This window comes from Stenotrophomonas sp. TWI602 (assembly GCF_039674045.1).
Lineage (GTDB): Bacteria > Pseudomonadota > Gammaproteobacteria > Xanthomonadales > Xanthomonadaceae > Stenotrophomonas.
Map to the genome: position 1 here is coordinate 1 of NZ_JBDJMT010000029.1, position 22,078 is coordinate 22,078.

The 22,078-nt window shown below is 66.1% G+C and carries 20 protein-coding genes; 6 read left to right on the top strand and 14 right to left on the bottom strand.

Annotated features, from left to right (window positions below; translation table 11 throughout):
* Window positions 1-270: 270 nt before the first annotated feature.
* The 7 genes from lpdA to ABE483_RS17220 form a co-directional block, all read right to left on the bottom strand.
* Window positions 271-1,707, bottom strand: coding sequence for a dihydrolipoyl dehydrogenase (lpdA, locus tag ABE483_RS17190; RefSeq protein ID WP_121037968.1), 1,437 nt, complete (start codon window positions 1,705-1,707; stop codon window positions 271-273).
* A 135-nt stretch (window positions 1,708-1,842) separates the two neighbouring features.
* Complete coding sequence (gene sucB, locus ABE483_RS17195) at window positions 1,843-3,045, bottom strand: dihydrolipoyllysine-residue succinyltransferase (protein WP_313210273.1); 1,203 nt, start codon at window positions 3,043-3,045, stop codon at window positions 1,843-1,845.
* A gap of 43 nt (window positions 3,046-3,088) precedes the next feature.
* On the bottom strand, window positions 3,089-5,920 hold the full coding sequence (locus tag ABE483_RS17200; RefSeq protein WP_313210271.1) for a 2-oxoglutarate dehydrogenase E1 component: 2,832 nt from the start codon (window positions 5,918-5,920) through the stop codon (window positions 3,089-3,091).
* A gap of 185 nt (window positions 5,921-6,105) precedes the next feature.
* Window positions 6,106-7,014: a GNAT family N-acetyltransferase gene (locus ABE483_RS17205; RefSeq protein ID WP_346482106.1), complete on the bottom strand. Its 909-nt coding sequence runs from the start codon at window positions 7,012-7,014 to the stop codon at window positions 6,106-6,108.
* Window positions 7,015-7,028: 14 nt separating this feature from the next.
* Complete coding sequence (locus ABE483_RS17210; RefSeq protein ID WP_313210267.1) at window positions 7,029-8,432, bottom strand: cupin domain-containing protein; 1,404 nt, start codon at window positions 8,430-8,432, stop codon at window positions 7,029-7,031.
* Window positions 8,433-8,495: 63 nt separating this feature from the next.
* On the bottom strand, window positions 8,496-9,863 hold the full coding sequence (purB, locus tag ABE483_RS17215) for an adenylosuccinate lyase (RefSeq protein ID WP_313210265.1): 1,368 nt from the start codon (window positions 9,861-9,863) through the stop codon (window positions 8,496-8,498).
* 37 nt (window positions 9,864-9,900) lie between these two features.
* Window positions 9,901-11,223, bottom strand: coding sequence for a hemolysin family protein (locus tag ABE483_RS17220; RefSeq protein ID WP_313218816.1), 1,323 nt, complete (start codon window positions 11,221-11,223; stop codon window positions 9,901-9,903).
* A 295-nt stretch (window positions 11,224-11,518) separates the two neighbouring features.
* Between ABE483_RS17220 and ABE483_RS17225 the strand changes: the two genes are divergently transcribed.
* Window positions 11,519-12,931: a class II fumarate hydratase gene (locus tag ABE483_RS17225; RefSeq protein WP_346482107.1), complete on the top strand. Its 1,413-nt coding sequence runs from the start codon at window positions 11,519-11,521 to the stop codon at window positions 12,929-12,931.
* A 71-nt stretch (window positions 12,932-13,002) separates the two neighbouring features.
* Here ABE483_RS17225 and ABE483_RS17230 read toward each other — a convergent pair whose 3' ends face one another.
* The 7 genes from ABE483_RS17230 to ABE483_RS17260 all read right to left on the bottom strand — a co-directional run bounded on the left by ABE483_RS17230 (window position 13,003) and on the right by ABE483_RS17260 (window position 17,590).
* Window positions 13,003-13,428 (bottom strand): hypothetical protein, encoded by a 426-nt coding sequence (locus tag ABE483_RS17230; protein WP_313212783.1) that lies wholly within the window; start codon window positions 13,426-13,428, stop codon window positions 13,003-13,005.
* Between the two features lie 94 nt (window positions 13,429-13,522).
* A complete protein-coding gene (locus ABE483_RS17235; protein WP_313212781.1) occupies window positions 13,523-14,131 on the bottom strand; it encodes a DUF2884 family protein in 609 nt (202 codons plus the stop codon).
* A gap of 30 nt (window positions 14,132-14,161) precedes the next feature.
* Entirely contained in the window at window positions 14,162-15,046 is an 885-nt protein-coding gene (locus ABE483_RS17240) for a hypothetical protein (RefSeq protein ID WP_313212780.1), read from the bottom strand.
* Window positions 15,047-15,073: 27 nt separating this feature from the next.
* A complete protein-coding gene (locus tag ABE483_RS17245; RefSeq protein ID WP_313218815.1) occupies window positions 15,074-16,102 on the bottom strand; it encodes a hypothetical protein in 1,029 nt (342 codons plus the stop codon).
* A complete protein-coding gene (locus tag ABE483_RS17250; RefSeq protein WP_121037935.1) occupies window positions 16,099-16,974 on the bottom strand; it encodes an ABC transporter ATP-binding protein in 876 nt (291 codons plus the stop codon). The genes ABE483_RS17245 and ABE483_RS17250 overlap by 4 nt, the downstream gene beginning before the upstream one ends.
* Entirely contained in the window at window positions 16,971-17,333 is a 363-nt protein-coding gene (locus tag ABE483_RS17255) for a GntR family transcriptional regulator (RefSeq protein ID WP_346482108.1), read from the bottom strand. Before ABE483_RS17255 ends, ABE483_RS17250 begins: the two co-directional genes overlap by 4 nt.
* Before the next feature lie 2 nt (window positions 17,334-17,335).
* Window positions 17,336-17,590: a hypothetical protein gene (locus ABE483_RS17260; RefSeq protein WP_282262813.1), complete on the bottom strand. Its 255-nt coding sequence runs from the start codon at window positions 17,588-17,590 to the stop codon at window positions 17,336-17,338.
* Between the two features lie 462 nt (window positions 17,591-18,052).
* On the opposite strand from ABE483_RS17260, the gene ABE483_RS17265 reads away from it, so the two are divergent.
* The 5 genes from ABE483_RS17265 to ABE483_RS17285 all read left to right on the top strand — a co-directional run bounded on the left by ABE483_RS17265 (window position 18,053) and on the right by ABE483_RS17285 (window position 22,029).
* Window positions 18,053-18,661: a glutathione peroxidase gene (locus ABE483_RS17265; RefSeq protein WP_346482109.1), complete on the top strand. Its 609-nt coding sequence runs from the start codon at window positions 18,053-18,055 to the stop codon at window positions 18,659-18,661.
* A gap of 84 nt (window positions 18,662-18,745) precedes the next feature.
* Entirely contained in the window at window positions 18,746-19,726 is a 981-nt protein-coding gene (locus tag ABE483_RS17270; protein WP_313212775.1) for an FKBP-type peptidyl-prolyl cis-trans isomerase, read from the top strand.
* 22 nt (window positions 19,727-19,748) lie between these two features.
* Window positions 19,749-21,098, top strand: a complete 1,350-nt coding sequence (locus ABE483_RS17275) for a UDP-glucose/GDP-mannose dehydrogenase family protein (RefSeq protein ID WP_313212774.1) — start codon at window positions 19,749-19,751, stop codon at window positions 21,096-21,098.
* Window positions 21,091-21,330, top strand: a complete 240-nt coding sequence (locus tag ABE483_RS17280) for a SlyX family protein (protein ID WP_019185948.1) — start codon at window positions 21,091-21,093, stop codon at window positions 21,328-21,330. The genes ABE483_RS17275 and ABE483_RS17280 overlap by 8 nt, the downstream gene beginning before the upstream one ends.
* A gap of 9 nt (window positions 21,331-21,339) precedes the next feature.
* Window positions 21,340-22,029 carry a DUF2058 family protein gene (locus tag ABE483_RS17285; protein ID WP_313212773.1) on the top strand — a complete coding sequence of 230 codons (690 nt, stop codon included), beginning with the start codon at window positions 21,340-21,342 and terminating at the stop codon, window positions 22,027-22,029.
* Window positions 22,030-22,078 lie beyond the last annotated feature (49 nt).

The window sequence follows — 22,078 nt, forward strand, 5'->3', positions numbered from 1 at the left end:
CTTTAGGTTTGCCGTCGCCCCGCCCCCCTGCCGCCACTACCAATGGGCGTGGAGCCGGCCAGCGGCCGGCACTACCAATGGCGAGGAGCGGGCCAGCGGCCGGCACTACCAATGGCGAGGAGCCGGCCAGCGGCCGGCACTGCCAAATGGCGAGGAGCCGGCCAGCGGCCGGCACTACCCATGGCGAGGGGCCGTGCAGCGGCCGGCACTACCTCTCGCCCACAAAAAACCCCGCCGAAGCGGGGTTTTTCGTTACGCCACCAACAGGGCTCAGTTGGCCTTGTGGATCGCGCGCTTGCTCACGGCCATCGCGGCGTCATGCACCACTTCCGACAGCGACGGGTGGGCGTGGCAGATGCGCGCCAGGTCGTCGGCCGAACCGCTGAACTCCATGGTCAGCACGCCTTCGTGCACCAGCTCGGAGACGTTCGCGCCGACCAGGTGCATGCCCAGGATGCGGTCGGTCTCGGCATGCGCCAGGACCTTCACGAAGCCGGTCGGCTCGATCATCGCCACGGCACGGCCGTTGGCGGCGAACGGGAAGCTGCCCGCCTTGTACGGGATGCCTTCGTCCTTGAGCTGCTGCTCGGTCTTGCCGACCCAGGCCAGCTCCGGCTCGGTGTAGATGACCCACGGGATCGTGTCGAAGTTGACGTGGCCCGGCAGGCCTGCGATCAGCTCGGCCACTGCGATGCCTTCTTCGAAGCCCTTGTGCGCCAGCATCGGGCCGCGCACGCAGTCACCGACCGCCCAGACGCCATTGACGCCGGTGTGGCAGTGCGCGTCCACTTCGATCTGGCCACGCTCGTTGATCTTGACGCCGGTGCCTTCGGCCAGCAGGCCCTTGGTGGCGGCGCGACGGCCAACGGCCACCAGCAGCTTGTCCACGATCAGGCTCTTCTCGCCTTCACCATCGGTGTAGGTCAGGGCGACTTCCTTCTTCTTGCCCTTGCCGGTCACCTCGGCCTTGGAGACCTTGGCGCCCAGGCGGATGTCCAGGCCCTGCTTCTTGAATTCCTTCAAGGCGGTCTTGGCCACTTCGGCATCGGCAGCGGCCAGGAAGTCCGGCAGCGCTTCCAGGATGGTCACTTCCGAACCCAGGCGCTTCCAGACGCTGCCCAGTTCCAGGCCGATCACGCCGGCACCGATCACGGCCAGGCGAGCCGGCACTTCGGTGAAATCCAGGCCGCCGACGTTGTCGACGATGGTTTCGCCATCGAACTTGGCGAACGGCAGTTCGATCGAATCCGAGCCGGCGGCGATGATGACGTTGGTGCCCTTCAGCTCGACTTCCGAACCGTCGTGCTGCTTGACCTTGACGATGTTGCCCGGTTGCAGCTCACCGAAACCGTAGTACGCGGTGACCTTGTTCGCCTTGAACAGCATGGCGATGCCGCCGGTGAACTGCTTGACGATCTTGTCCTTGCGGCCAACCATCGCCTCGACGTCCATCTTGGCATCCTTGAAGCTGATGCCGTGGTCGCCAAAGATGTGGCCCATGTTCCAGAACTGGCGCGAGGAATCGAGCAGCGCCTTGGACGGGATGCAGCCCACGCGCAGGCAGGTGCCACCCAGGGCCGGCTTGCCGTCCTTGCCCAGCGCAGCGTCGATGCAGGCGGTCTTCAGACCCAGCTGCGCGGCGCGGATGGCGGCATGGTAACCGGCCGGACCGGCACCGATGACGACGACGTCGAATTGTTCAGCCATTGATAGTTCCTTGTTGCATTCCCGAGCTTCGCTTGAAGCCGGTGGCGCGCAGGCGCCGGGGGAGAGAGCAGGGCAGTGCGGTGCAGTGCCGTAAAACCAGAACCCCTCCGCGCGGGCGCGGAGGGGTGGGAGGTCTTACAGGCCGAACAGCATGCGGCCCGGGTTTTCCAGCTGGTTCTTGATGTCCACCAGGAACTGGACCGAGTCCTTGCCGTCGATGATGCGGTGATCGTAGGACAGCGCCAGGTACATCATCGGCGCGATCACGACCTGGCCGTTCTGCGCGATCGGACGCTCCTTGATGGCGTGCATGCCCAGGATGGCGCTCTGCGGCGGGTTGATGATCGGGGTCGACAGCAGCGAGCCGAAGGTGCCGCCGTTGGTGACGGTGAAGGTGCCGCCCTGCAGTTCTTCCAGGCTCAGCTTGCCGTCACGGGCCTTCTTGGCGTAGTCGGCGATGGTCTTTTCGATGTCGGCGAACGACATGCGCTCGACGTTGCGCAGGACCGGGGTCACCAGACCCTTCTCGGTCGACACGGCGATCGAGATGTCCGAGTAGCCGTGATAGATGATGTCGTCACCATCGATCGAGGCATTGACCAGCGGGAAGCGCTGCAGCGCGTTGGCGGCGGCCTTCACGAAGAAGCTCATGAAGCCCAGCTTGATGCCGTGGGCCTTGACGAACTCGTCCTGCAGATCCTTGCGCGCGGCCGAGACCTTGGACAGGTCGACCTCGTTGAAGGTGGTCAGCATCGCGGTGCCGTTCTTGGACTGCATCAGGCGCTCGGCGATGCGCTTGCGGATGCGGGTCATCGGAACGCGCTCTTCCGGACGTGCGCCACCGGACTTGCCGGCGCCACCGTTGCGGGCGAAGTTGACGATGTCTTCCTTGGTCACCGCGCCGCGGCGGCCGGTGCCGTCCACGTCGGCCGGGTTCACGCCTTCGGTGATGGCGGTGAAGCGGGCGCCCGGGGGCAGCGAATCGGCAGCGGACTTGGTGGCCGGGGCCGGCGCTGCGGCAGCGGCCGGAGCGGCAGCGGCCGGAGCAGCGGCCGGGGCATCGGCCTTCTTCTCTTCGGCCGGCGCAGCAGCAGCGGTCGCGCCTTCTTCGATGATCGCCACGACCTGGCTGGAGGTCACGGTGGCACCCACCTCGAACTTGATCTCCTTCAGCACGCCGTCGACCGGCGACGGCACTTCCAGGACGACCTTGTCGGTTTCCAGATCAAGCAGGTTTTCATCGCGCTTGACGGCATCGCCGACCTTCTTGTGCCAGGTGGCGATGGTGCCGTCGGCGACGGATTCGGGCAGTACCGGGGCTTTGACTTCGGTGGCCATGCGGGAGCTTCCTGGTTTGTCTTTTCTAGAATGAGGGGGAGAGTTATTCAGCGACCGAGTCGTTGAACGTGTTGACCAGGGCATCGGCGATCAGCTTCTGCTGTTCGATGATGTGGTCAGCCATGTGTCCAGCGGCCGGCGATGCCGAACGGGCGCGACCTGCGTAATGGATGCTCTGGCCATCGGCCAGGCATGCCTGCAGGTGGTGACGGATCTGGTACCAGGCACCCTGGTTCTGCGGTTCTTCCTGACACCACACCACATCGGCCGCCTTGCCGTACTTCTTCAGCTCTGCTGCCAGTGCCACGCGCGGGAACGGATACAGCTGTTCGACGCGGATGATGGCGACATCGTCCTGGCCACGCTTGGTCTGGTCTTCCAGCAGGTCGTAGTAGACCTTGCCCGAGCACAGCACCACGCGCTTGACCTTCTTGGCGTCTGCGTTGGCATCGCCGATCAGGTGCTGGAACTCGCCGTTGGCCAGTTCGTCCAGGGTCGACACGGCCAGCTTGTGGCGCAGCAGCGACTTGGGCGACATCACGATCAGCGGCTTGCGGGTGGTCATGCGCATCTGGCGACGCAGCATGTGGTACGCCTGCGCCGGGGTCGACGGCACGCACACCAGCATGTTCTCCAGCGCGCACAGCTGCAGGAAGCGCTCCAGACGCGCGGAGCTGTGCTCCGGGCCCTGGCCTTCGTAACCGTGCGGCAGCAGCAGGGTCAGGCCGGTGATACGGCCCCACTTGGCTTCGCCGGCGGCGATGAACTGATCGATCACGACCTGGGCGCCGTTGGCGAAATCGCCGAACTGGCCTTCCCAGATGCACAGGGTGTTCGGATCGGTGGTGGAGAAGCCGTACTCATAGGCCATCACCGCTTCTTCGCTGAGCAGCGAATCGATGATGGTGGCCTGTTCCGGCGACTCGACCAGCTGGCGCAGCGGCAGGTAGTAGTTGTCGGTCTTCTGGTCGTGCAGGATTGCGTGGCGGTGCGTGAACGTACCGCGGCCCACGTCCTGGCCGACCAGGCGCAGGTTGTTGCCTTCGTCGAGGATGGTGGCGTAGGCCAGGTTCTCGGCAAAGCCCCAGTCACCCGGGATCTCGCCGGCGGCCATCTTGCGGCGGTCGTCATAGACCTTGGCCACGCGCGAGTGCAGTTCCACGCCTTCGGGCACGGTGTTGATCATCTGCGCCAGCTGCTTGACCTTCTCCATGCCGACGGCGGTGGAGACCGCGTCGGAGAGCTTGCCGTTGAGCAGCTTGGGCCAATCCACGTACATCTTGCTGGTGGCCGGGGTCTTTTCGACCTGGGCCAGCTCGGTGGTGACTTCACCGGCATCGAGCTTGTTGCGGTAGGCATCGACCAGCGCCTTGCCGCCGCCGGCTTCGATCACGCCGGCAGCTTCCAGCGCCGCGGCGTACAGCTCGCGGGTGGTCTGGTGCTTGCGGATCACCTGGTACATCAGCGGCTGCGTGATCGCCGGTTCGTCGGCCTCGTTATGGCCCCAACGGCGGTAGCACATCAGATCGATGACCACGTCCTTGGCGAACTTCTGGCGGAACTCGAAGGCCAGCTGGGCGGCAAACACCACGGCTTCCGGATCGTCGCCATTCACGTGCAGCACCGGGGCGGCGATCATCTTGGCCACGTCGGTGGCGTAGCGCGTGGAGCGCGTATCCAGCGGGTTGGAGGTGGTGAAACCGACCTGGTTGTTGACCACGATGTGCACCGTGCCACCGACGGCGAAGCCGCGGGCCTGGGACATCTGGAACAGCTCCATCACCACGCCCTGGCCGGAGAAGGCCGCGTCGCCGTGGATCAGGATCGGCATCACCTGCTTGCGGGCGGTATCGCCACGACGTTCCTGGCGCGAGCGCACGCTGCCGGCCACGACCGGATCGGCGATTTCCAGGTGCGACGGGTTGAACGCCAGCGCCAGGTGGACGGCGCCACCCGGGGTGGAGACGTCGGCGGAGAAGCCCATGTGGTACTTCACGTCGCCGGCGGAGGCGTGGTCGTCGTGCTCGAACTTGCCTTCGAACTCGTCGAACAGCTTGCGCGGGCTCTTGCCGAGGGTGTTGACCAGCACGTTCAGGCGGCCGCGATGGGCCATGCCGATCACCACGTCCTTGACGCCATCCTTGCCGGCGTCACGGATGATGGTGTCCATCATCGGGATCAGCGAGTCGCCGCCTTCCAGCGAGAAGCGCTTCTGGCCGACATACTTGGTGTGCAGGTAGCGCTCCAGACCCTCGGCAGCCGTCAGGCGCTCCAGGGTGCGGCGCTGGGTATCGGCATCCAGGTTGTAGTTGCCACCGGCCAGTTCCAGGCGCTGGTACAGCCACTGGCGCTGCTCGACCTCGGAGATGTGCATGAATTCCGCACCGATCGAGCCGGTGTAGGTCTTCTTCAGGCGCTCCAGCAGGTCGCGCAGTTTCATGCGCGGCTGGCCGGCGACGCCGCCGGTGCTGAACTCACTGCCCAGGTCGCTTTCCGACAGGCTGTGGAACGGCAGGCCCAGATCCGGCGGATTGGTCGGCGCGGTCAGGCTCAGCGGGTCCAGGCGGGCCGCCATGTGGCCACGCGAACGGTAGGCGGTGATCAGGCGGCCGACATTGCGCTCGCGCTCGTCGCCGGCACCGGCGGCAGTGCCGCTCTTGACGGCATTCTTGGCGGCGTCGGCAATGTGGGCGATGACGGCCGAATGCGGAATATCACCGGCTTCGCGGCCCTGGAAGCCGTCGAAGTAGGTCTTCCATTTGGGATCGACACTGTCCGGAGAAACGAGGTACTGCTCGTACAGATCCTCGATATAGGAGGCGTTGCCGCCGGCGAGCTGCGAAGATTGCGCAAACTGCTTCAGTTGATTGTCCACGATGGAGAGTCGGATTCGCTTGTGGGGTAAGGCTTCGATGATCCGGCAGGGAAAAGTGAATAGCCCTGCGCGGGCGGTATCTAACACCCCAAATTGTACCCCCATCGAGACAGGAAGGGGCACCGTACGGGCCAGTGCGGGGACCGCGGTGTCATTCCCAGACAGGTTCGGGAGCGTGGGGTGAGCTACAGGCCCAGTGCGCGCAGTTCGCTGCAATCACGCGAACGTTCCCATACGCGCTGCAAACCGTCCTGCAACGGCCGCGAACGTGCCGGCTGGGACACACCCGCCTCACCGTCGAAGCGGTGGCCACTCAGACGAAAGTAGTAGTCGCCCGCGTCATTGAGCAGGCAGGCCGATGCCGTCGCGCGGTCGATCGGATCGCTCACTTCGCGCACCCGGAAGACGCTCGGCAGGCGCTGCAGCAGGGTCAACAGGGGCGAGCCGGCCTGCCGGATGGCGGCGCTGTCGTGGACGATCAGCCAGGCCTGTTTGTCGTGGCGGGCGGTGGCGTAGCGTCGCAGCGCCTCCAGCACCGGCGGTGCATCAAGCAGGCCGGGGTCGAGCTGGCGGCTGTGGATCCAGAGCTGGCGGCGGGCGCGGTGGACCAGTGCGGTGGTGATCGCCACGGCGTCCTCGGCCCGGTCGATCGCGACCGCTCCGGACAGGGTCAGGTGCATGTGCTGGTGGGCGATACCGGCCTCGTCGAACACCTCGCCCTCCGGCAGGAAGCCCTGCCGGGTGTAGAACACGCGGGCCGGCAGCTGCGCATGCAGCCCGACCTCGCGCCAGCCACGGGCCCGGGCCTGATCGATCAGGGCCTGCAGCAGGGCCTCGCCGACGCCTTTGCCGCGCCAGGCGGCCAGCACCGCCATCCGGCCGATCCGCCCATCCGGGGTGAGCCGGCCGGCACCGATCGGCGCGCCGTCGGTGTCCCGGGCCAGCACGTGCACGCTGAGGGGATCGAGCGCGTCGATCTCCAGCTCGGCCGGTACCTGCTGTTCGTCGACGAACACGGTGAACCGCACCCGGTGCAGCGCGGCGTGCTGCGCCGGGTAATCGACCACGTCAACCTGGAAACCGGAGGCGGCCATGGCGGGCGGGCGGATCAGCCGCGCGGGGGCTCGTCCTTGCCGTCGGTCTCGTCGCTGTCATCGAAATCGACGATCACTTCGATGCCGTCGTCATGGATGGTGACCTCGTGCACGTCGGCCTGGATGGCCTCGTCATCGATGACCTCGACCGCGTCGGTGCCGTCGACGATGTCGTACTCGGCGACGTAGTCGTCTTCATCCTCCAACCCGGCATCGTCCACCAGCTGGTAGAAGCCGCCGGCGACCAGCGCCTGCACGGCATCACGGCCCTTGGCCGAGAGCTTCTGGTACAGCGCCGCGCCGATCTGTTCGGTGCCGGCCAGTACCTGGGCATCCTTGACCGGCAGGGCGAAGTCCAGGCCGCTGCAGTACAGGCTGGCGCCACGCTTGGCACGGCGCCAGGCCAGGCGCGCCCACGGGTGGCGCTGCAATTCCACGCCCGCGCCCAGCGCGGCTTCGATCTCCTCGCGCGGCAGCGGTTCGCCGTGCGCCATCACTTCCCCGGCGGCGCGGTAGGTGGTGATGAAGCGGCCGAACCAGTCGCCGAGCTTGTCCGGGTCGTTCATGCGGATCGCATTGAGCGCTTCGACCACGCGGTTCATCGAGACCACGTCGATCTCGTTCGGGTCCTGCGGCACCTTCAGGTCCGGATCCTGGTAACGGATGGACTCGTCGGCACCGTCAATCAGGGTATCGAGGTAGTCGCTGATCAGCTCGGCCGAGGCCGGGGCACGCATGCCGAAGGAGAAGGTCAGGCAGGGGTCTTCGGCGACGCCGTTGTGCGGCACGTTCGGCGGCAGGTAGAGCATGTCGCCCGGGGCCAGCACCCAGTCGTGGGTCGGCTTGAAGCGGCGCAGCAGCTTGAGTTCGACGTCGTCGCGGAAGTCCAGCGGCGGGCGCTTGCCCTTGATGGATTCGCTGGCATCGATCTGCCAGCGGCGGTGGCCGTAAGCCTGCAGCAGGAAGACGTCGTACTGGTCGACATGCGCCCCGACCGAGCCGCCGGTGGCGGCGAAGCTGATCATCACGTCATCCATGCGCCAGCGCGGCAGGAAGTTGAAGTGGCTGATCAGGGCGCGCACGTCGGCGTCCCACTTGTCCACGTCCTGGACCAGCAGGGTCCAGTCGTGGTCGGGCATGCCCGGGAACTCTTCTTCCTGGAACGGGCCGGTACGCACGCTCCAGCCATCGGTGGCGCGGTCGTGGGTGATCAGGCGCGACAGGGCGCCTTCCTCGCAGGCCAGGCCGGCGAGGTCTTCGGGCTGGACCGGCGTTTCGAAATCGGGGAAGGCGCCGCGGATGAGCAGCGGGCGCTTCTGCCAGTAGTCGCGCAGGAAGGTGGCGGCGGGCATGCCCAGCGGAAGGCCGGGGCGGGCCTGGATGTCGATGACGGGGGTTTTGGTCTTGCGTGCGGCCATGGGGGAGATCCTTGCAGCGTATAGACGGGTATTCGGGGGCGCGACGGTGCCGCGCCCATGCCTTCAGATCGCCTTGGCCAGGTCCGCCGCCAGGCCGATGTAGCCGCCCGGGGTGAGGGCGCGCAGGCTCTGCTTGGCGTCGGCCGGCAGCTCCAGGGATTCGACGAAGGCCTGCATCGACTCGGTGGTGATGCCCTGACCACGGGTGAGGGCCTTGAGCTGTTCGTAGGGGTTGGGCAGGCCGTGGCGGCGCATGACGGTCTGCACGGCTTCGGCCAGTACTTCCCACGCGGCGTCCAGATCGGCGTCCAGGCGTTCCGGGTTCACGGTCAGCTTGCCCAGGCCCTTGGCCAGCGAGTCCAGGGCGACCTGGGTGTGGCCAAAGGCCGTGCCGACCGCACGCAGCACGGTGGAGTCGGTCAGATCACGCTGCCAGCGGCTGATCGGCAGCTTGGCGCTGAAATGCTCGAACAGGGCGTTGGCGATGCCGAAGTTGCCTTCGGCGTTTTCGAAATCGATCGGGTTGACCTTGTGTGGCATGGTCGACGAGCCGACTTCGCCTTCCTTGAGCTTCTGCTTGAAGTAGCCCAGCGAGATATAGCCCCAGACGTCGCGGGCCAGATCGATCAGGATGATGTTGGCGCGGCGCGCGGCATCGCCGATTTCGGCGACGTTGTCATGCGGTTCGATCTGGGTGGTGTACGGGTTGAACACCAGGCCGAGGCTTTCCACGAAGCGCTGGGCGAAGGCCGGCCAGTCCACGTCCGGGTAGGCGATGACGTGGGCGTTGTAGTTGCCCACCGCGCCGTTGATCTTGCCGGTCAGCTCCACCGCGGCGATCTGGCGGCGCTGGCGCTCCAGACGGGCCACCACGTTGGCCACTTCCTTGCCCAGGGTGGTCGGCGAGGCGGTCTGGCCGTGGGTACGTGACAGCATCGGCTGGGCCGCCTGGGCGTGGGCCAGGGCGCGCAGCACGCCGGCGATGTTGTCCAGCGACGGCAGCAGCACCTCGCGGCGGGCCTGCTCGAGCATCAGGCCATAGCTGAGGTTGTTGATGTCTTCGCTGGTGCAGGCGAAATGCACGAACTCCAGCGCCGGGCCCAGCTCGGCATCGGCGGCGAGCTGTTCCTTGATGAAGTACTCCACGGCCTTGACGTCATGGTTGGTGGTGCGCTCGATCTCCTTCACCCGCGCGGCGTGGGCCGGGGCGAAGTCGTCGGCCAGGGCGCGCAGGCGGGCGGTGGCGGCAGCCGAGAACGGGGCCAGTTCGACGATACCCGGCTCATTGGCCAGTGCCAGCAGCCATTCCACTTCCACCTTCACGCGGGCCTTGATCAGGCCGTATTCGGAGAAGATCGGGCGCAGGGCGTCGACCTTGCCGGCGTAGCGGCCATCAAGCGGGGACAGGGCGAGCAGGGCGAATTCGGACATGGCAGGGCGCAGGTCGTTGGCAGCGGGGGCCGTCATTCTACGCTGCCCCGGCGTCCTCGGCCTGTGCCATGCGCACCGTCACCGCCTGGATCCGGTGCCCGGCCATGCGCTTGATCGTGAACAGGTGCCCGTCGATCTCCAGCTGCTCGCCTTCCTCGGGCAGGCGCTGGAGCTGGTGCACGATCAGCCCGCCGACCGAATTCAGATGGTCGGGCGCGCTCAGGTCATGGCCCAGCAGGCGCTCCAGCCGAAAGATGGAGGTCGAGCCGGCCACCAGCAGGGTGCCGTCCGCGCCGCGGGTCGGGGCGTCCTTGACGATATGCGGGTGCTCGTCCTCGATATCGCCGACCACCACTTCCAGCAGGTCTTCCAGGGTGAAGTAGCCCAGGATGCGGCCGTGTTCTTCCACGCACAGTGCCAGGTGGGTGGTGCCGGTGCGGAAACGCTCCAGCACCAGCGGTACCGGGGTCTCCAGCGCGATCAGGTTGGCCGGGCGCAGCAGCGGGCGCAGATCGTCGGTCGGATGGCCGCGGGCGATCTCCACCAGCAGGTCCTTCATGTGCAGGATGCCGAGCACTTCCTCCCCGTCGCGGTCGAACCACGGGTAGCGGCTGTAGCGGCTCTCGGCGAACTCGGCCATCACGTCGGCCAGGCTCATCCCGTCGCGGAACGAACGCATATGGTCGCGCGAGCGCATCAGGTCGCCGGCCACCAGTTCGGGCAGTTCCAGCGCGTGGCTCATCAGCGTGAGGTCCTGGTCCGGCGCGCTGCCGGTGGGCTGCTGGCGGCCCACGATGAGCTTGAGTTCCTCGCGTGAATAACGGTGCGAGGTGTGCTCCACATCACCCCAGCCGGCCAGGCGCAGCAGCGCGTTGGCGCTGTTGTTGAGCAGCCAGATGGCCGGATACATCGCCCAGTAGAACAGGTACAGCGGTGCGGCCGTCCACAGCGACATTGCTTCCGGGCGGCGGATCGCCATCGATTTGGGGGCCAGTTCGCCGAGCACGATGTGCAGGAACGAGATGATGCTGAAGGCGATGATGAAAGCGGTCAGGCGCGAGGCTTCCGGGGTCAACCCCAGCGTATCGAACAGCGGTTGCAGCAGGTGCGCGAACGCCGGTTCGCCGACCCAGCCCAGGCCCAGCGAGGACAGCGTGATGCCCAGCTGGCAGGCGGACAGGTACGCATCCAGGTGCGCGTGCACGTTGAGCAGCAGGCGCCCACGCCAGCCGTGGTTCTCGGCCAGGCCGACGGCCTGGGTGTGGCGCAGCTTGACCAGGGCGAACTCGGCGGCCACGAAGAAGCCGTTGAGCACCACCAGCAGCAGGGCCAGTACCAGCAGCAGGAGGTTGCCGATCATTCGCGGCCCCGCAGCGGCGCTGCCAGGGGCGAAGGGGTACCCGCGGTCGCCGGGGCGGCGAGGGCGGTCATCGATGCGTGCGCGGCGGCACGCCCGGTACTACTGTCGGGATCGTCACCCATGGGGGCGGCAGGCTGTCTGAATGGAAGCGGATCCCGAGTCTAGCCGATCACTCACGGTCTTGGGTTTCAGCGGTGCTTGAGAGTATCGTGATCAGAGCCGCCAGCCAGGGAATCAGGCCCGTTGCCAGCCGCAGGTTCCCTTTCATCCACGAAAGACGTGCGGAGTTGAAGCAATGAGTAAGGGTTTCAGGATTGAACACGACAGCATGGGCGAGCTGCAGGTGCCCGCCGATGCGTTGTGGGGCGCGCAGACCCAGCGCGCCGTCGATAATTTCCCGGTGTCGGGCCAACGCATGCCGCGTGGTTTCATCCGCGCGCTCGGCCTGGTCAAGGGCGCTGCGGCGAACGTCAATGTCGAGCTGGGCCATCTGCCGCGCAACATCGGCAAGGCCATCGAAGCCGCTGCGGCGGACGTTGCCGACGGCCGCCACGACGCGCACTTCCCGATCGATGTGTACCAGACCGGTTCGGGCACCTCCTCGAACATGAATGCCAACGAGGTCATTGCCACGCTCGCCAACCGCGCGGGCAAGGCCGGCAAGACCGCGGTGCATCCCAACGATCACGTCAACCAGGGGCAAAGCTCCAACGATGTGATTCCCACCGCGCTGCGTGTCTCCGCGTTGCTGGGCGTGCATGAGCAGCTGCTGCCTTCACTGGTGCACCTGCGCAAGACCATCGACAAGCGCGGCCGTGCGCTGCGCAAGGTGGTCAAGACCGGTCGCACCCATCTGATGGACGCGATGCCGCTGACCTTCGAGCAGGAATTCGGTGCGTGGTCGGCGCAGTTGTCTTCGGCCCAGGATCGCATCGAGGACAGCCTCAAGCGGCTGCGGCGCCTGCCGCTGGGCGGCACGGCGATCGGCACCGGCATCAATGCCGACCCCCGGTTCGGCACGCTGGTGGCCAAGCAGCTCAAGCAGCAGACCGGCATCAAGTTCGACAGCGCGGAAAACAAGTTTGAAGGCCTGGCCGCGCAGGACGATGCGGTTGAACTGTCCGGCCAGCTCAATGCGTTGGCCGTGGCGCTGATCAAGATCGCCAACGACCTGCGCTGGATGAATGCCGGGCCGCTGGCCGGGCTGGGCGAGATCGAACTGCCGGCGCTGCAGCCGGGCAGCTCGATCATGCCGGGCAAGGTCAATCCGGTGATCCCCGAAGCCACCGTGATGGTGTGCGCCCAGGTGATCGGCCACCACACCGCGATCACCGTGGCCGGCCAGACCGGCAACTTCCAGTTGAACGTGACGCTGCCGCTGATCGCGGCGAACCTGCTCGATGGCATCAACCTGCTGGCCAACATCACCCGTCTGCTCGCCGATACCGCGATCGCCGGGCTGAAAGTGCGCGAGGATCGCGTCCGCGAGGCACTGGATCGCAACCCGATCCTGGTGACCGCCTTGAACCCGATCATCGGCTACGAAAAGGCGGCGGCGATCGCCAAGCGTGCCTACCAGGAACAACGCCCGGTGCTGGACGTGGCCAAGGAAGACAGTGGCCTGTCCGACGCCGAACTGCGCAGGCTGCTGGATCCGGCGGCCCTCACTGCCGGTGGCATCCATGGCGGCGGTGGCGGGGGCGGTTGAGCGCGCGTATGACCTGAAATAAAAAACGGGCCGAACGGCCCGTTTTTTTGTGCGCGAGTCCCCGCCCAAACTCAGTGGCGAGCGGCCTGCAGATTGCCGAAGGTCTCGGTGTAATCCTTGAACTCGGGGATCTTCGTGATCAGATCCGGCGGGATCGGCTGCATGCCGTCCGGCACCTGGATTTTCACCGAGCGCTTGGCCGGGTCCGGCGGGGCGTCGGTCAGGGTGTTCTGGCGCAGCACCTGCAGCTGGCCGAACATGCCCTGCAGCATCGCCTGCTGCTCCTCATTGAGCGGAATTTCGATCTCATCGATCTTCATGTGCCCGTTGGGCAGGATGATGATGTTCGGCGCAGGTGCGCGGCGCACGGTGACCATGCCGTCGCTGACGGTGATCTTGGGCTTGCTGCGCTCGGCGCGGTGATTGCGGTACTCCTGATCGCAACCGGTGGCGACCAGGCAGAACAGGGCGAACAGCAACAGACTCAGCTTCTTCATGAGCAGGGCAACGCATGCGACGGGAGGGGAGATTGTAGTCCTCCCGCACCGGGAAGGGCCTGCCTGCGACGCATCGTCGCAGGCAGTGCCGGGGTTACTTGCCGCAGTCGTCGATGTCGCTCTGGTCCATCGTCGCGTACGGCTGGAAGGCCGGCAGCGCGGCGGCCAGCGCCTGCTGCCTGGCCATCATGCCGGGCAGCAGCCCGCACAGCCTCTGGGCCTGATCCTCGATCTTCCTGGCTTCTTCATTCACGCGCGCCTCAATGCCCTGGGTGTCGCCGGAGAACATGCCTTTGATCGCTTCGCCGGCCGCCTTCACGCCCAGATTGGCACCGGCCACGCCGATTTCCATGCCGGCGTTGGCGAGCTGCTCGACCTGCTTGCGGTAGTCCAGCAGCAGCGCCCGCTGGTGGGCGTCCACGGTGACCGCCTTGCCGTCGATGAGCAGGTCGCCCTGGGGGCTGATCTCCGCCTTCGGGGTCTTCCCGTTGGCGATGGAAATGTTGCCCTGGCTGATCTCCCGGCGGGCCTTCTCGGTGGCCTCCTGCACGGTCTTGCCGATGCCATCGGTATCCAGCGCGCTGGTCGCCGGGGCGGCGGCGCTCTGGTCGGCGGGCGCCTTGCCCTTGCCACTGTCGGGGGCGGTACAGGCTGCGATCGGCAGGCACAACAGCAGGGCAGGCAGCAGCAGTCGAGTCGTCATGATGCGTATCCGTCAGAGGAGAAGAGAGGCTTACTTGCCGCGCGGCAGTTCAACCCGGCCGCGCACGTTGCTGTGGCGGATATCGCCGCTGCCGCTGTTGGCCACGCGCAGGTCGCCGCCGACATCGCGCGCGGTGACATCGCCCGACCCATGACGGTCCACGGTGACGCTGCCGCCGATATCGCGCAGGTCGGTGTCGCCGGAGCCGACGGTGCCGACGCGCACGTTGCCCTTGGCTTTGCGCACATCGGTATCCCCGGAGCCGACCACGCCGATCTCGACGTTGCCACCGACCGTATCCAGCTCGAAGTCGCCCGAGCCGATCGTGCCGACCTTGGCGTCCCCGCGGATGTTGCGGGCCTTGAAATCGCCCGAACCGACCGAGAGCAGGTTCAGCGCACCGGCACCGTCGAGGATGACATCGCCCGAGCCGACCGCTGCGGTCACCAGGCCTTTGATCTCCTGAAGCTTGATGTCACCCGAGCCGACGTCCGCGCTCAGCGAGTGCGCACCGGTGACGCTGGCATCGCCCGAGCCGACCTTGAGCTGGACCAGGATCGAGTCCGGTACGGTGCCGCGCATGTCCAGGTAGGCATAGCTGCTGCCGCTGATGGTGAGCGTGTTGCGGGCGTCGCGCTGCAGGCGGACGACGAGCTTGTCGCCGACCTTCTGCTGGGTCACGGTCAGTTCGCGCAGCCAATCCGCGTTGGAGGCGCAGGCGCGCCCCCCGAGCTGGGCCGCGCCCGGGCCAGCCTGCAGCACCAGATCGTGCTGGTTCACTTCGAACACCACCGCCTTGGCGCCGGCCAGGTCGAGCTTCAGGTCACGGGCTTCGTTGAACGTGCACTGCGGCTCATTGGCGAGCGCGGTCAGCGGCAGCAACAGCAGGGAAGCAACAGCGAGCGTGCGGATCATGGGCGGTTCCTCGATGAAGGGCAGGGATCAGATTTCGCCGGCGCGGCGGCGCAGGCGGATGGCCAGGAACAGGAACACCACGCCGACGGCGGCACCGATCCACAGTTCCGGCATCGCGAAGGCAGCCAGTTGGTGGCTCGGGCCCAGTTCGTTGACCAGGTTGTCCATGTTGCCGTTGCCGCTGAACATCGACTCGCCGCGGTAGAACTGGTCGCTGGCCGGGACCGCGCTGAGCAGCAGGCGGCCCACGATGTGCTTCCAGAACCAGCCGCCGGTCAGGTCGAACAGGGTCATCAGCTTGGTGGTGCTGACGATGATGCCGGCGAACAGCGGCAGCATCACCGCCCACAGGAACGGCTTGGTCTTGGCCCAGGCCGAGCACAGCAGCAGCCAGCCAACGGTCGGCAGGGCCCAGAGCAGGTAGACCGGGATCCAGGACAGGTGACCGGCGAGAATGGTCAGCGGGCTCGCCGGACCCCAGATCAGCAGCATCGGATCGCCGCCGTGGGCGATCACCACGATCGAGATCATCACCAGGAAGCCGAACATGGTCAGGGCCGAGGCGATCACCGCGATGAGCGGGGCGATCAGCAGCGCACTCACGGCCTTGGACAGGACGGTGGACGTATCCGACAGCGGCAATGACTTCCAGAACAGGATGCTGCGGTCGCGACGGTCGTCGTACAGGGCGCCCAGGCAGTAGAAGAACACCACGAAGGCGAGCACGATCAGCGGCCAGCCCGAGCTCAGGATCAGGGTCAGATCCAGGCCGTTGGCCAGGTCATGCAGGTTCTTGGCATCGAGCTTGCTGGTCAGCAGACTCAGGTCCAGGCCGTTGATGCTGACATTTTCGTCGTTGAGGTGGAGGCCGCCGCTCTTGACCGCACGGTGCATGGCCACCAGGCCGAACACGATGCCGAGCAGGCTCATCACCAGCGAGATGCCACCGGCGATCACCGGCGCATACAGGAACCCGCCGCGGTTTTCCCAGTACTCACGCTTGAGCAGCCACTTGAACGAGCTGGCCTTGCTGATGGGGTGGTTGACGGTGTTCATGCGTAGGTTCCCTTCATGATGGCCACGAACAGATCCGCCAGCCCCGGGCTGCGGATTTCGCCCAAGGGCGTGAGCTGCGCGCGTGGCACCCCGTCGAACAGCAGCACGGTCTTGCCGAAGGGCAGGGCGCGTTCGTCGATCGGCTTGAGTGCGCGCGCGGCCTCGACGGCATCGGCCGACACCAGCACTTCGGTATAGCGCTCGCCGATGTCTTCCATATCGGTGGTGAGCACGATGCGGCCATCGCGGATGAACATCACATCGGTGAGGATGTGCTCGATCTCTTCCACCTGGTGGGTGGTGACGATGATCGTCTTCTGCTCATCGAAGTAGTCCTCCAGCAGACGCTGGTAGAACTCCTTGCGGTACAGGATGTCCAGGCCCAGGGTCGGCTCGTCCAGCACCAGCACCTTGGCATCGATGGCCATCACCAGGGCCAGGTGCAGCTGCACGATCATGCCCTTGGACAGTTCGCGCACGCGCTGCTTGGGATGCAGCTTGGTGGAGGCCAGGAAGCGCTCGCAGCGCGCCCGGTCGAAACGCGGATGGGTGCCGGCGACGAAATCGATGGCCTCGCGCACCTTCATCCAGCGCGGCAGCACCGCCACGTCGGCGATGAAGCACACATCGTTCATCAGGGCGTTGCGCTGCTCGGTCGGGTCCAGCCCGAGCACGCGCAGCTCGCCTTCCACCGAGGTCAGGCCGAGCAGCGCCTTGAGCAGGGTGGTCTTGCCGGCGCCGTTGGGGCCGATCAGCCCGGTGATGCGGCCGGGTGCGATCGTGAAACTGGTGTTGTCCAGCGCCACGGTCTGTTTGTAGGCCTTGCGCAGGCCTCGAGCGGAAATGACGACATCACTTGCAACGGCATTCATGAGGATTTCCCCTGGGGCAGCAATTCGTCGAGGTTCAGGCCGAGGCGTTGGATGCGCTCCAGGACCAGCGGCCATTCTTCATTGAGAAACCGGTCGCGCTCGCTGCTGCGCAGCTGCGTGGCCGCTTCCTCGGTCATGAACATGCCCAGGCCGCGGCGCTTTTCGACCAGGCCTTCATCAGCCAGTTCCTGGTAGGCGCGCGATACGGTGATGGGGTTGAGCTGGTACTCGGCGGCAACCTGCCGGACCGAAGGCAGGGCATCGCCGGGCTTGATGATGCCGTCAAGCATCATGGCGATCACCCGCTCTTTCAGCTGGCGGTAGATCGGAGCACGATCGCTCCATTGAATATCGCTCATGGTCAGCTCCGTGGGTTCAGCGACTGCGCGAATGAGAAGTAAGGCATGGACAGGGAGCTGTGCAGCCGGCGGGGGGGCGTGGGGGCGCCGTTGGCGGTCCCTGCCTCGATGACGCCTGCGTCCTGCGGGCCTTCAAACACATCGGCGCTGGCAGGGCTGCCAGCGTCACCGGAGGGGATGCCGAACCAGCCGAGCAGGAGCAACGCCGAGGCGGCGGTGACGGCTTTGGCGGCGTGGCGGTGGCGCATGCGGTTCATGGGCTTCCCCTGTCTAGGTGACTGGTGTTGTATGCAACTATAACACCGGCACGCCGAAGATCAACAGGGGGCGATACCCAACTGATGGCAGGGGCGGCATGACCGCGTTCGAAATATCCCAAGTCATTGAATATAAACAATATGTTATCAGTGTGCGGCGTCGAACTGCGCCAGCGCACATTCATTGATGTCAATGGTATGGCAAGCCACCAGCGCATTCAGGCAATCATATGCGGATGTCAGCCGCCGCGGCTGACATCGCCAGATGCGACAAAGCAGCCCTGAATGGGGCCGACCCGCGCCCTGCATGTGGCGCCGCGACCGCGTTGCTGGTGGGCGCCCGAAACCGGCGGACCGGCGGCGTCCGGTGGCAAAAACGCCGGTGATATAGTGCCGCCGCAGCCTTGGCAGCCCTTGCCAGGCCCGTTCACCCCCTCGTTGTCCCCACTTTGGAGTGTCGCGATGCACCACGTGTCTCTGCTGTCGTCTGTCCGTCGCGACCGCGCGCCGCGCCGGGCGCGTTGGTCCCTGCTGTTGCTGGCGGCCGGCCTGCTGGTGGGCGCGTCGGCCCAGGCGGCCGATCTGCTGGATGTGAGCTACCGCCCGCTGGCCGGGAAGGGCGAGGTCAACCTGGCCAAGCAGTACGGCGGCAAGGTGCTGCTGGTGGTCAACACCGCCAGCAAGTGCGGTTTCACCCCGCAGTACGAAGGTCTGGAGGCGTTGCAGCGCAAGTACGCCGCGCGTGGTTTCTCGGTGCTTGGCTTCCCTTCCAACGACTTCAAGGGGCAGGAGCCGGGCGACGAGACCCAGATCCAGGAGTTCTGCACGCTGACCTACGGCGTGAAGTTCCCGATGTTCCAGAAGGTGGTGGTGACCGGGCGGGACGCGACGCCGCTGTATCGCAGTCTCGCCACCGCCACGGGCGTGTCCCCGGGCTGGAACTTCCACAAGTATCTGATCAGCCGCGACGGCCGGGTGGTGGCGCAGTTCCCGAGCAAGGTCACGCCGGACGATCCGAAGCTGGTGGCGGCGATCGAACGTGAACTCTCTGTCACCGCCAACAAGCGCTGACGATATCGACATCTCGGACGCGCGTGCGACAATGGTTGCTTTCGCGCCGACGTCGGCGTCCAGTCACTTCCAGGAATGCAGCGAATGAAGATGGGAATGCGCGGCGCCGCGGCGTCGGTTCTGATTCTGGCGATGGGTGCCACCGGTACCGCGATGTCGCAACAACCAGCCGCCCGCGCGGCTGTCAAGGAGACTTCCACTTTGAACACCCAACGGGAAAAGCTCGGCTACGCCATCGGTATCGATGTGGCCAATTCGTTCGGTCCGATTTCCAGCGAGATCGACCTGGCCGCCCTGCGCCGCGGTGTGACCAATGCCTTTGAAGGCAAGCAGCCGCTCATCAGCCAGGAAGAGGCGCAGAAGACCGATGCCGCCCTGCGCCAGGCCGTGATGGCCAAGAGCGGCCAGCCGGTTCCGGGCGTTGCGCCGGGCACCGCGCCGCCGAAGGTGGACCGTGAAAAGGTCGGCCTGATGCTGGGCGGCTTCGCCGTGGGCCCGTCGCTGGCACCGCTGAAGGACGATCTGGACCTGGACGCGCTGTTCGATGCGGTCAGCACCACCTTCAACAATGGCACCCCGAAGATGACGGCCGAGCAGGCCAAGGCCACGCTGGAAGGCTTCATGAAGGGCAAGCAGGCTGAAATGGACGCCAAGTCCGCCGCCCAGGCCGGTACCAACCGGGTGGATGGCAACAACTTCCTGGCCAAGAACAAGACCGCGCCGGGCGTGGTGACCACCGCTTCGGGCCTGCAGTACCAGGTGCTGCGTCCGGGTTCGGGCGAGCGCCCGATGCCGACCAGCAAGGTGCGCGTGAACTACGAAGGCAAGCTGCTCGACGGCACCGTCTTCGACAGCAGCTACCAGCGCGGCCAGCCGATCGAGTTCGGTCTGGACCAGGTGATCAAGGGCTGGTCCGAAGGTGTCTCGCTGATGCCGACCGGGTCCAAGTACCGCTTCTGGATTCCGGGCGAGCTGGCCTATGGCGAGCAGGGCACCCCGGGTGGTCCGATCGGTCCGAACGCGACGCTGACGTTCGACGTCGAGCTGCTGAACGTTCTGCCGTAACGGATCTGGAGCACCACCGCCCATGCGCGTTGCGATTTTCGGTACCGGCTACGTCGGTCTTGTCACGGGTACCTGCCTGGCCGAGGTTGGCCACCAGGTGATCTGTGTCGATATCGACCAAGCCAAGGTCGACGGCCTCAACAACGGGATCATCCCGATCTATGAGCCCGGCCTGGAACCGATGGTCAAGGCCAACCACGATGCGTCGCGGTTGACCTTCACCTCCGACGCCGCCGCCGCGATCGCGCATGGCCAGGTGATCTTCATTGCCGTGGGCACGCCACCGGACGAGGACGGCAGTGCCGACCTGCAGTACGTGCTGGCCGTGGCCCGCACCATCGGCCGGCACATCACCGTGCCGGTGGTGGTGGTGAACAAATCGACCGTGCCGGTTGGCACGGCCGACAAAGTCCGTGAGGCCATCGCGCAGGCGCTGGCCGAGCGCGGCGTGGAGATCGCGTTCGACGTGGTCTCCAACCCCGAATTCCTCAAGGAAGGTGACGCGGTCGCCGACTGCATGCGGCCCGACCGCATCGTGGTGGGCGCGTCCAATCCCGAATCGGTCGCGCTGATGCGCCGCCTGTATGCGCCGTTCAATCGCAATCACGACCGCGTGGTGGAGATGGACGTGCGCTCGGCGGAGCTGACCAAGTACGCGGCCAACGCGATGCTGGCGACCAAGATTTCGTTCATGAACGAAATCGCGAATATCGCCGAGAAGGTCGGTGCCGACATCGAACAGGTCCGTCAGGGCATCGGCTCGGATCCGCGCATCGGCTGGCACTTCATCTATCCCGGCGCCGGCTACGGCGGCTCGTGCTTCCCCAAGGATGTGCAGGCCCTGGCCCGGACCGCCCAGCAGCATGGCCATGAGCCGAAGCTGTTGAACGCGGTGGAAGCCGTCAACGAGCACCAGAAGGGCCATCTGTACGCCCTGATCCAGCGCCACTACGACCGTGGCGAGGATGAAGGCGTGCGCGGCAAGACCTTCGCGGTGTGGGGCCTGGCGTTCAAGCCCAACACCGATGACATGCGTGAAGCCTCCAGTCGCCGCCTGCTGGCGCAGCTGTGGGAGGCGGGGGCGCAGGTGCGCGCCTACGATCCGGAAGCGACCGAAGAAGCGCGCCGCATTTTCGGCGAGCGCGATGATCTGGTGTTCTGCGACAACGCGTACGACGCCCTCGAGGGCGCCGATGCGCTGGTCGTGGTGACCGAATGGAAGCAGTTCCGCAGCCCGGATTTCGTCCGCCTGCGCGAGATGCTCAACGATGCGGTCGTGTTTGACGGCCGCAATCTGTACGACCCGCAGGACATCGAAGCCGCGGGCCTGGCTTACTACGGCATTGGCCGGGGACGTTCGTTGAATGCATGAGTCCACACCCTCCGAGCGCGAACAGGCACTGGAAGCACGCCTGATCGAGCTGGAAATGCGCGTCTCCTTCCAGGAGCAGGCGTTGGCCGAACTGAGCGAGGCCCTGGCCGATGCGCGCATGGAAGGCAACCGCAATGCCGACCTGACCCGTATCCTGCTCGAAGACCTCGGCAAGGTCCGCACCGCGTTGTATTCCGATTCGGCCGAAGAGCCGCCGCCTCCGCATTACTGATCTGACGTCATGAGCGATACTCTCCGCGACCAGCTGCTGGGCCTTGGCTTCAAAGCCGCGCCCAAACCCGAACGAACCAACGACCGCAAGCCGGATCGTCGACCCGACGCGCGCCGTGACGGCCGCCCGGCCGGCAAGCCGCAGGGCGCACGCCCGGCCGGCAAGCCAGGCGAGGGCCAGCGCCCCGCCCGCGACGGCGACCGCCGCCCGCAGGGCAAGGGCCGCCCCGGTGCCCGTCCGCCGCAGGGCGCACCCGGCAAACCGCGCTCGCGCGAGGACATCGACCTCGCCAAGGCGTATGCGATCCGCGCGCAGAAGGAAAAAGACGACCGCATCGAGGCCGAGCGCCTGAAGCAGGAAGAAGCGCGTCTGCGTCGCGAAGCCAAGGCCAAGCTGGAGGTCCTGCTGGAAGGCAAGTCGCTCAACGCTGAAGCGGCCGACATCGCGCGCCACTTCCCCTATGGCGGCAAGATCAAGCGCATCTACGTCACCGCCGATCAGCTCAAGGCACTCAATGCCGGCGAGCTCGGCGTGCTGCAGCAGAACGGCCGCTATGTGCTGGTGACTGCCGCGGTGCTGGCCGACGCCGAAGCGGTGTTCGCACCGTCGGTGGCGCTGAAGGTCGATCCGGATGCGCCGGCCGGTGAAGATCCGTATGCCGATCCGCAGTACCAGGTGCCCGACGACCTGGTCTGGTAAGCCAACGCAACCATTGTTGAACGCACTGGGCGCCGTCAGGCGCCCGTTG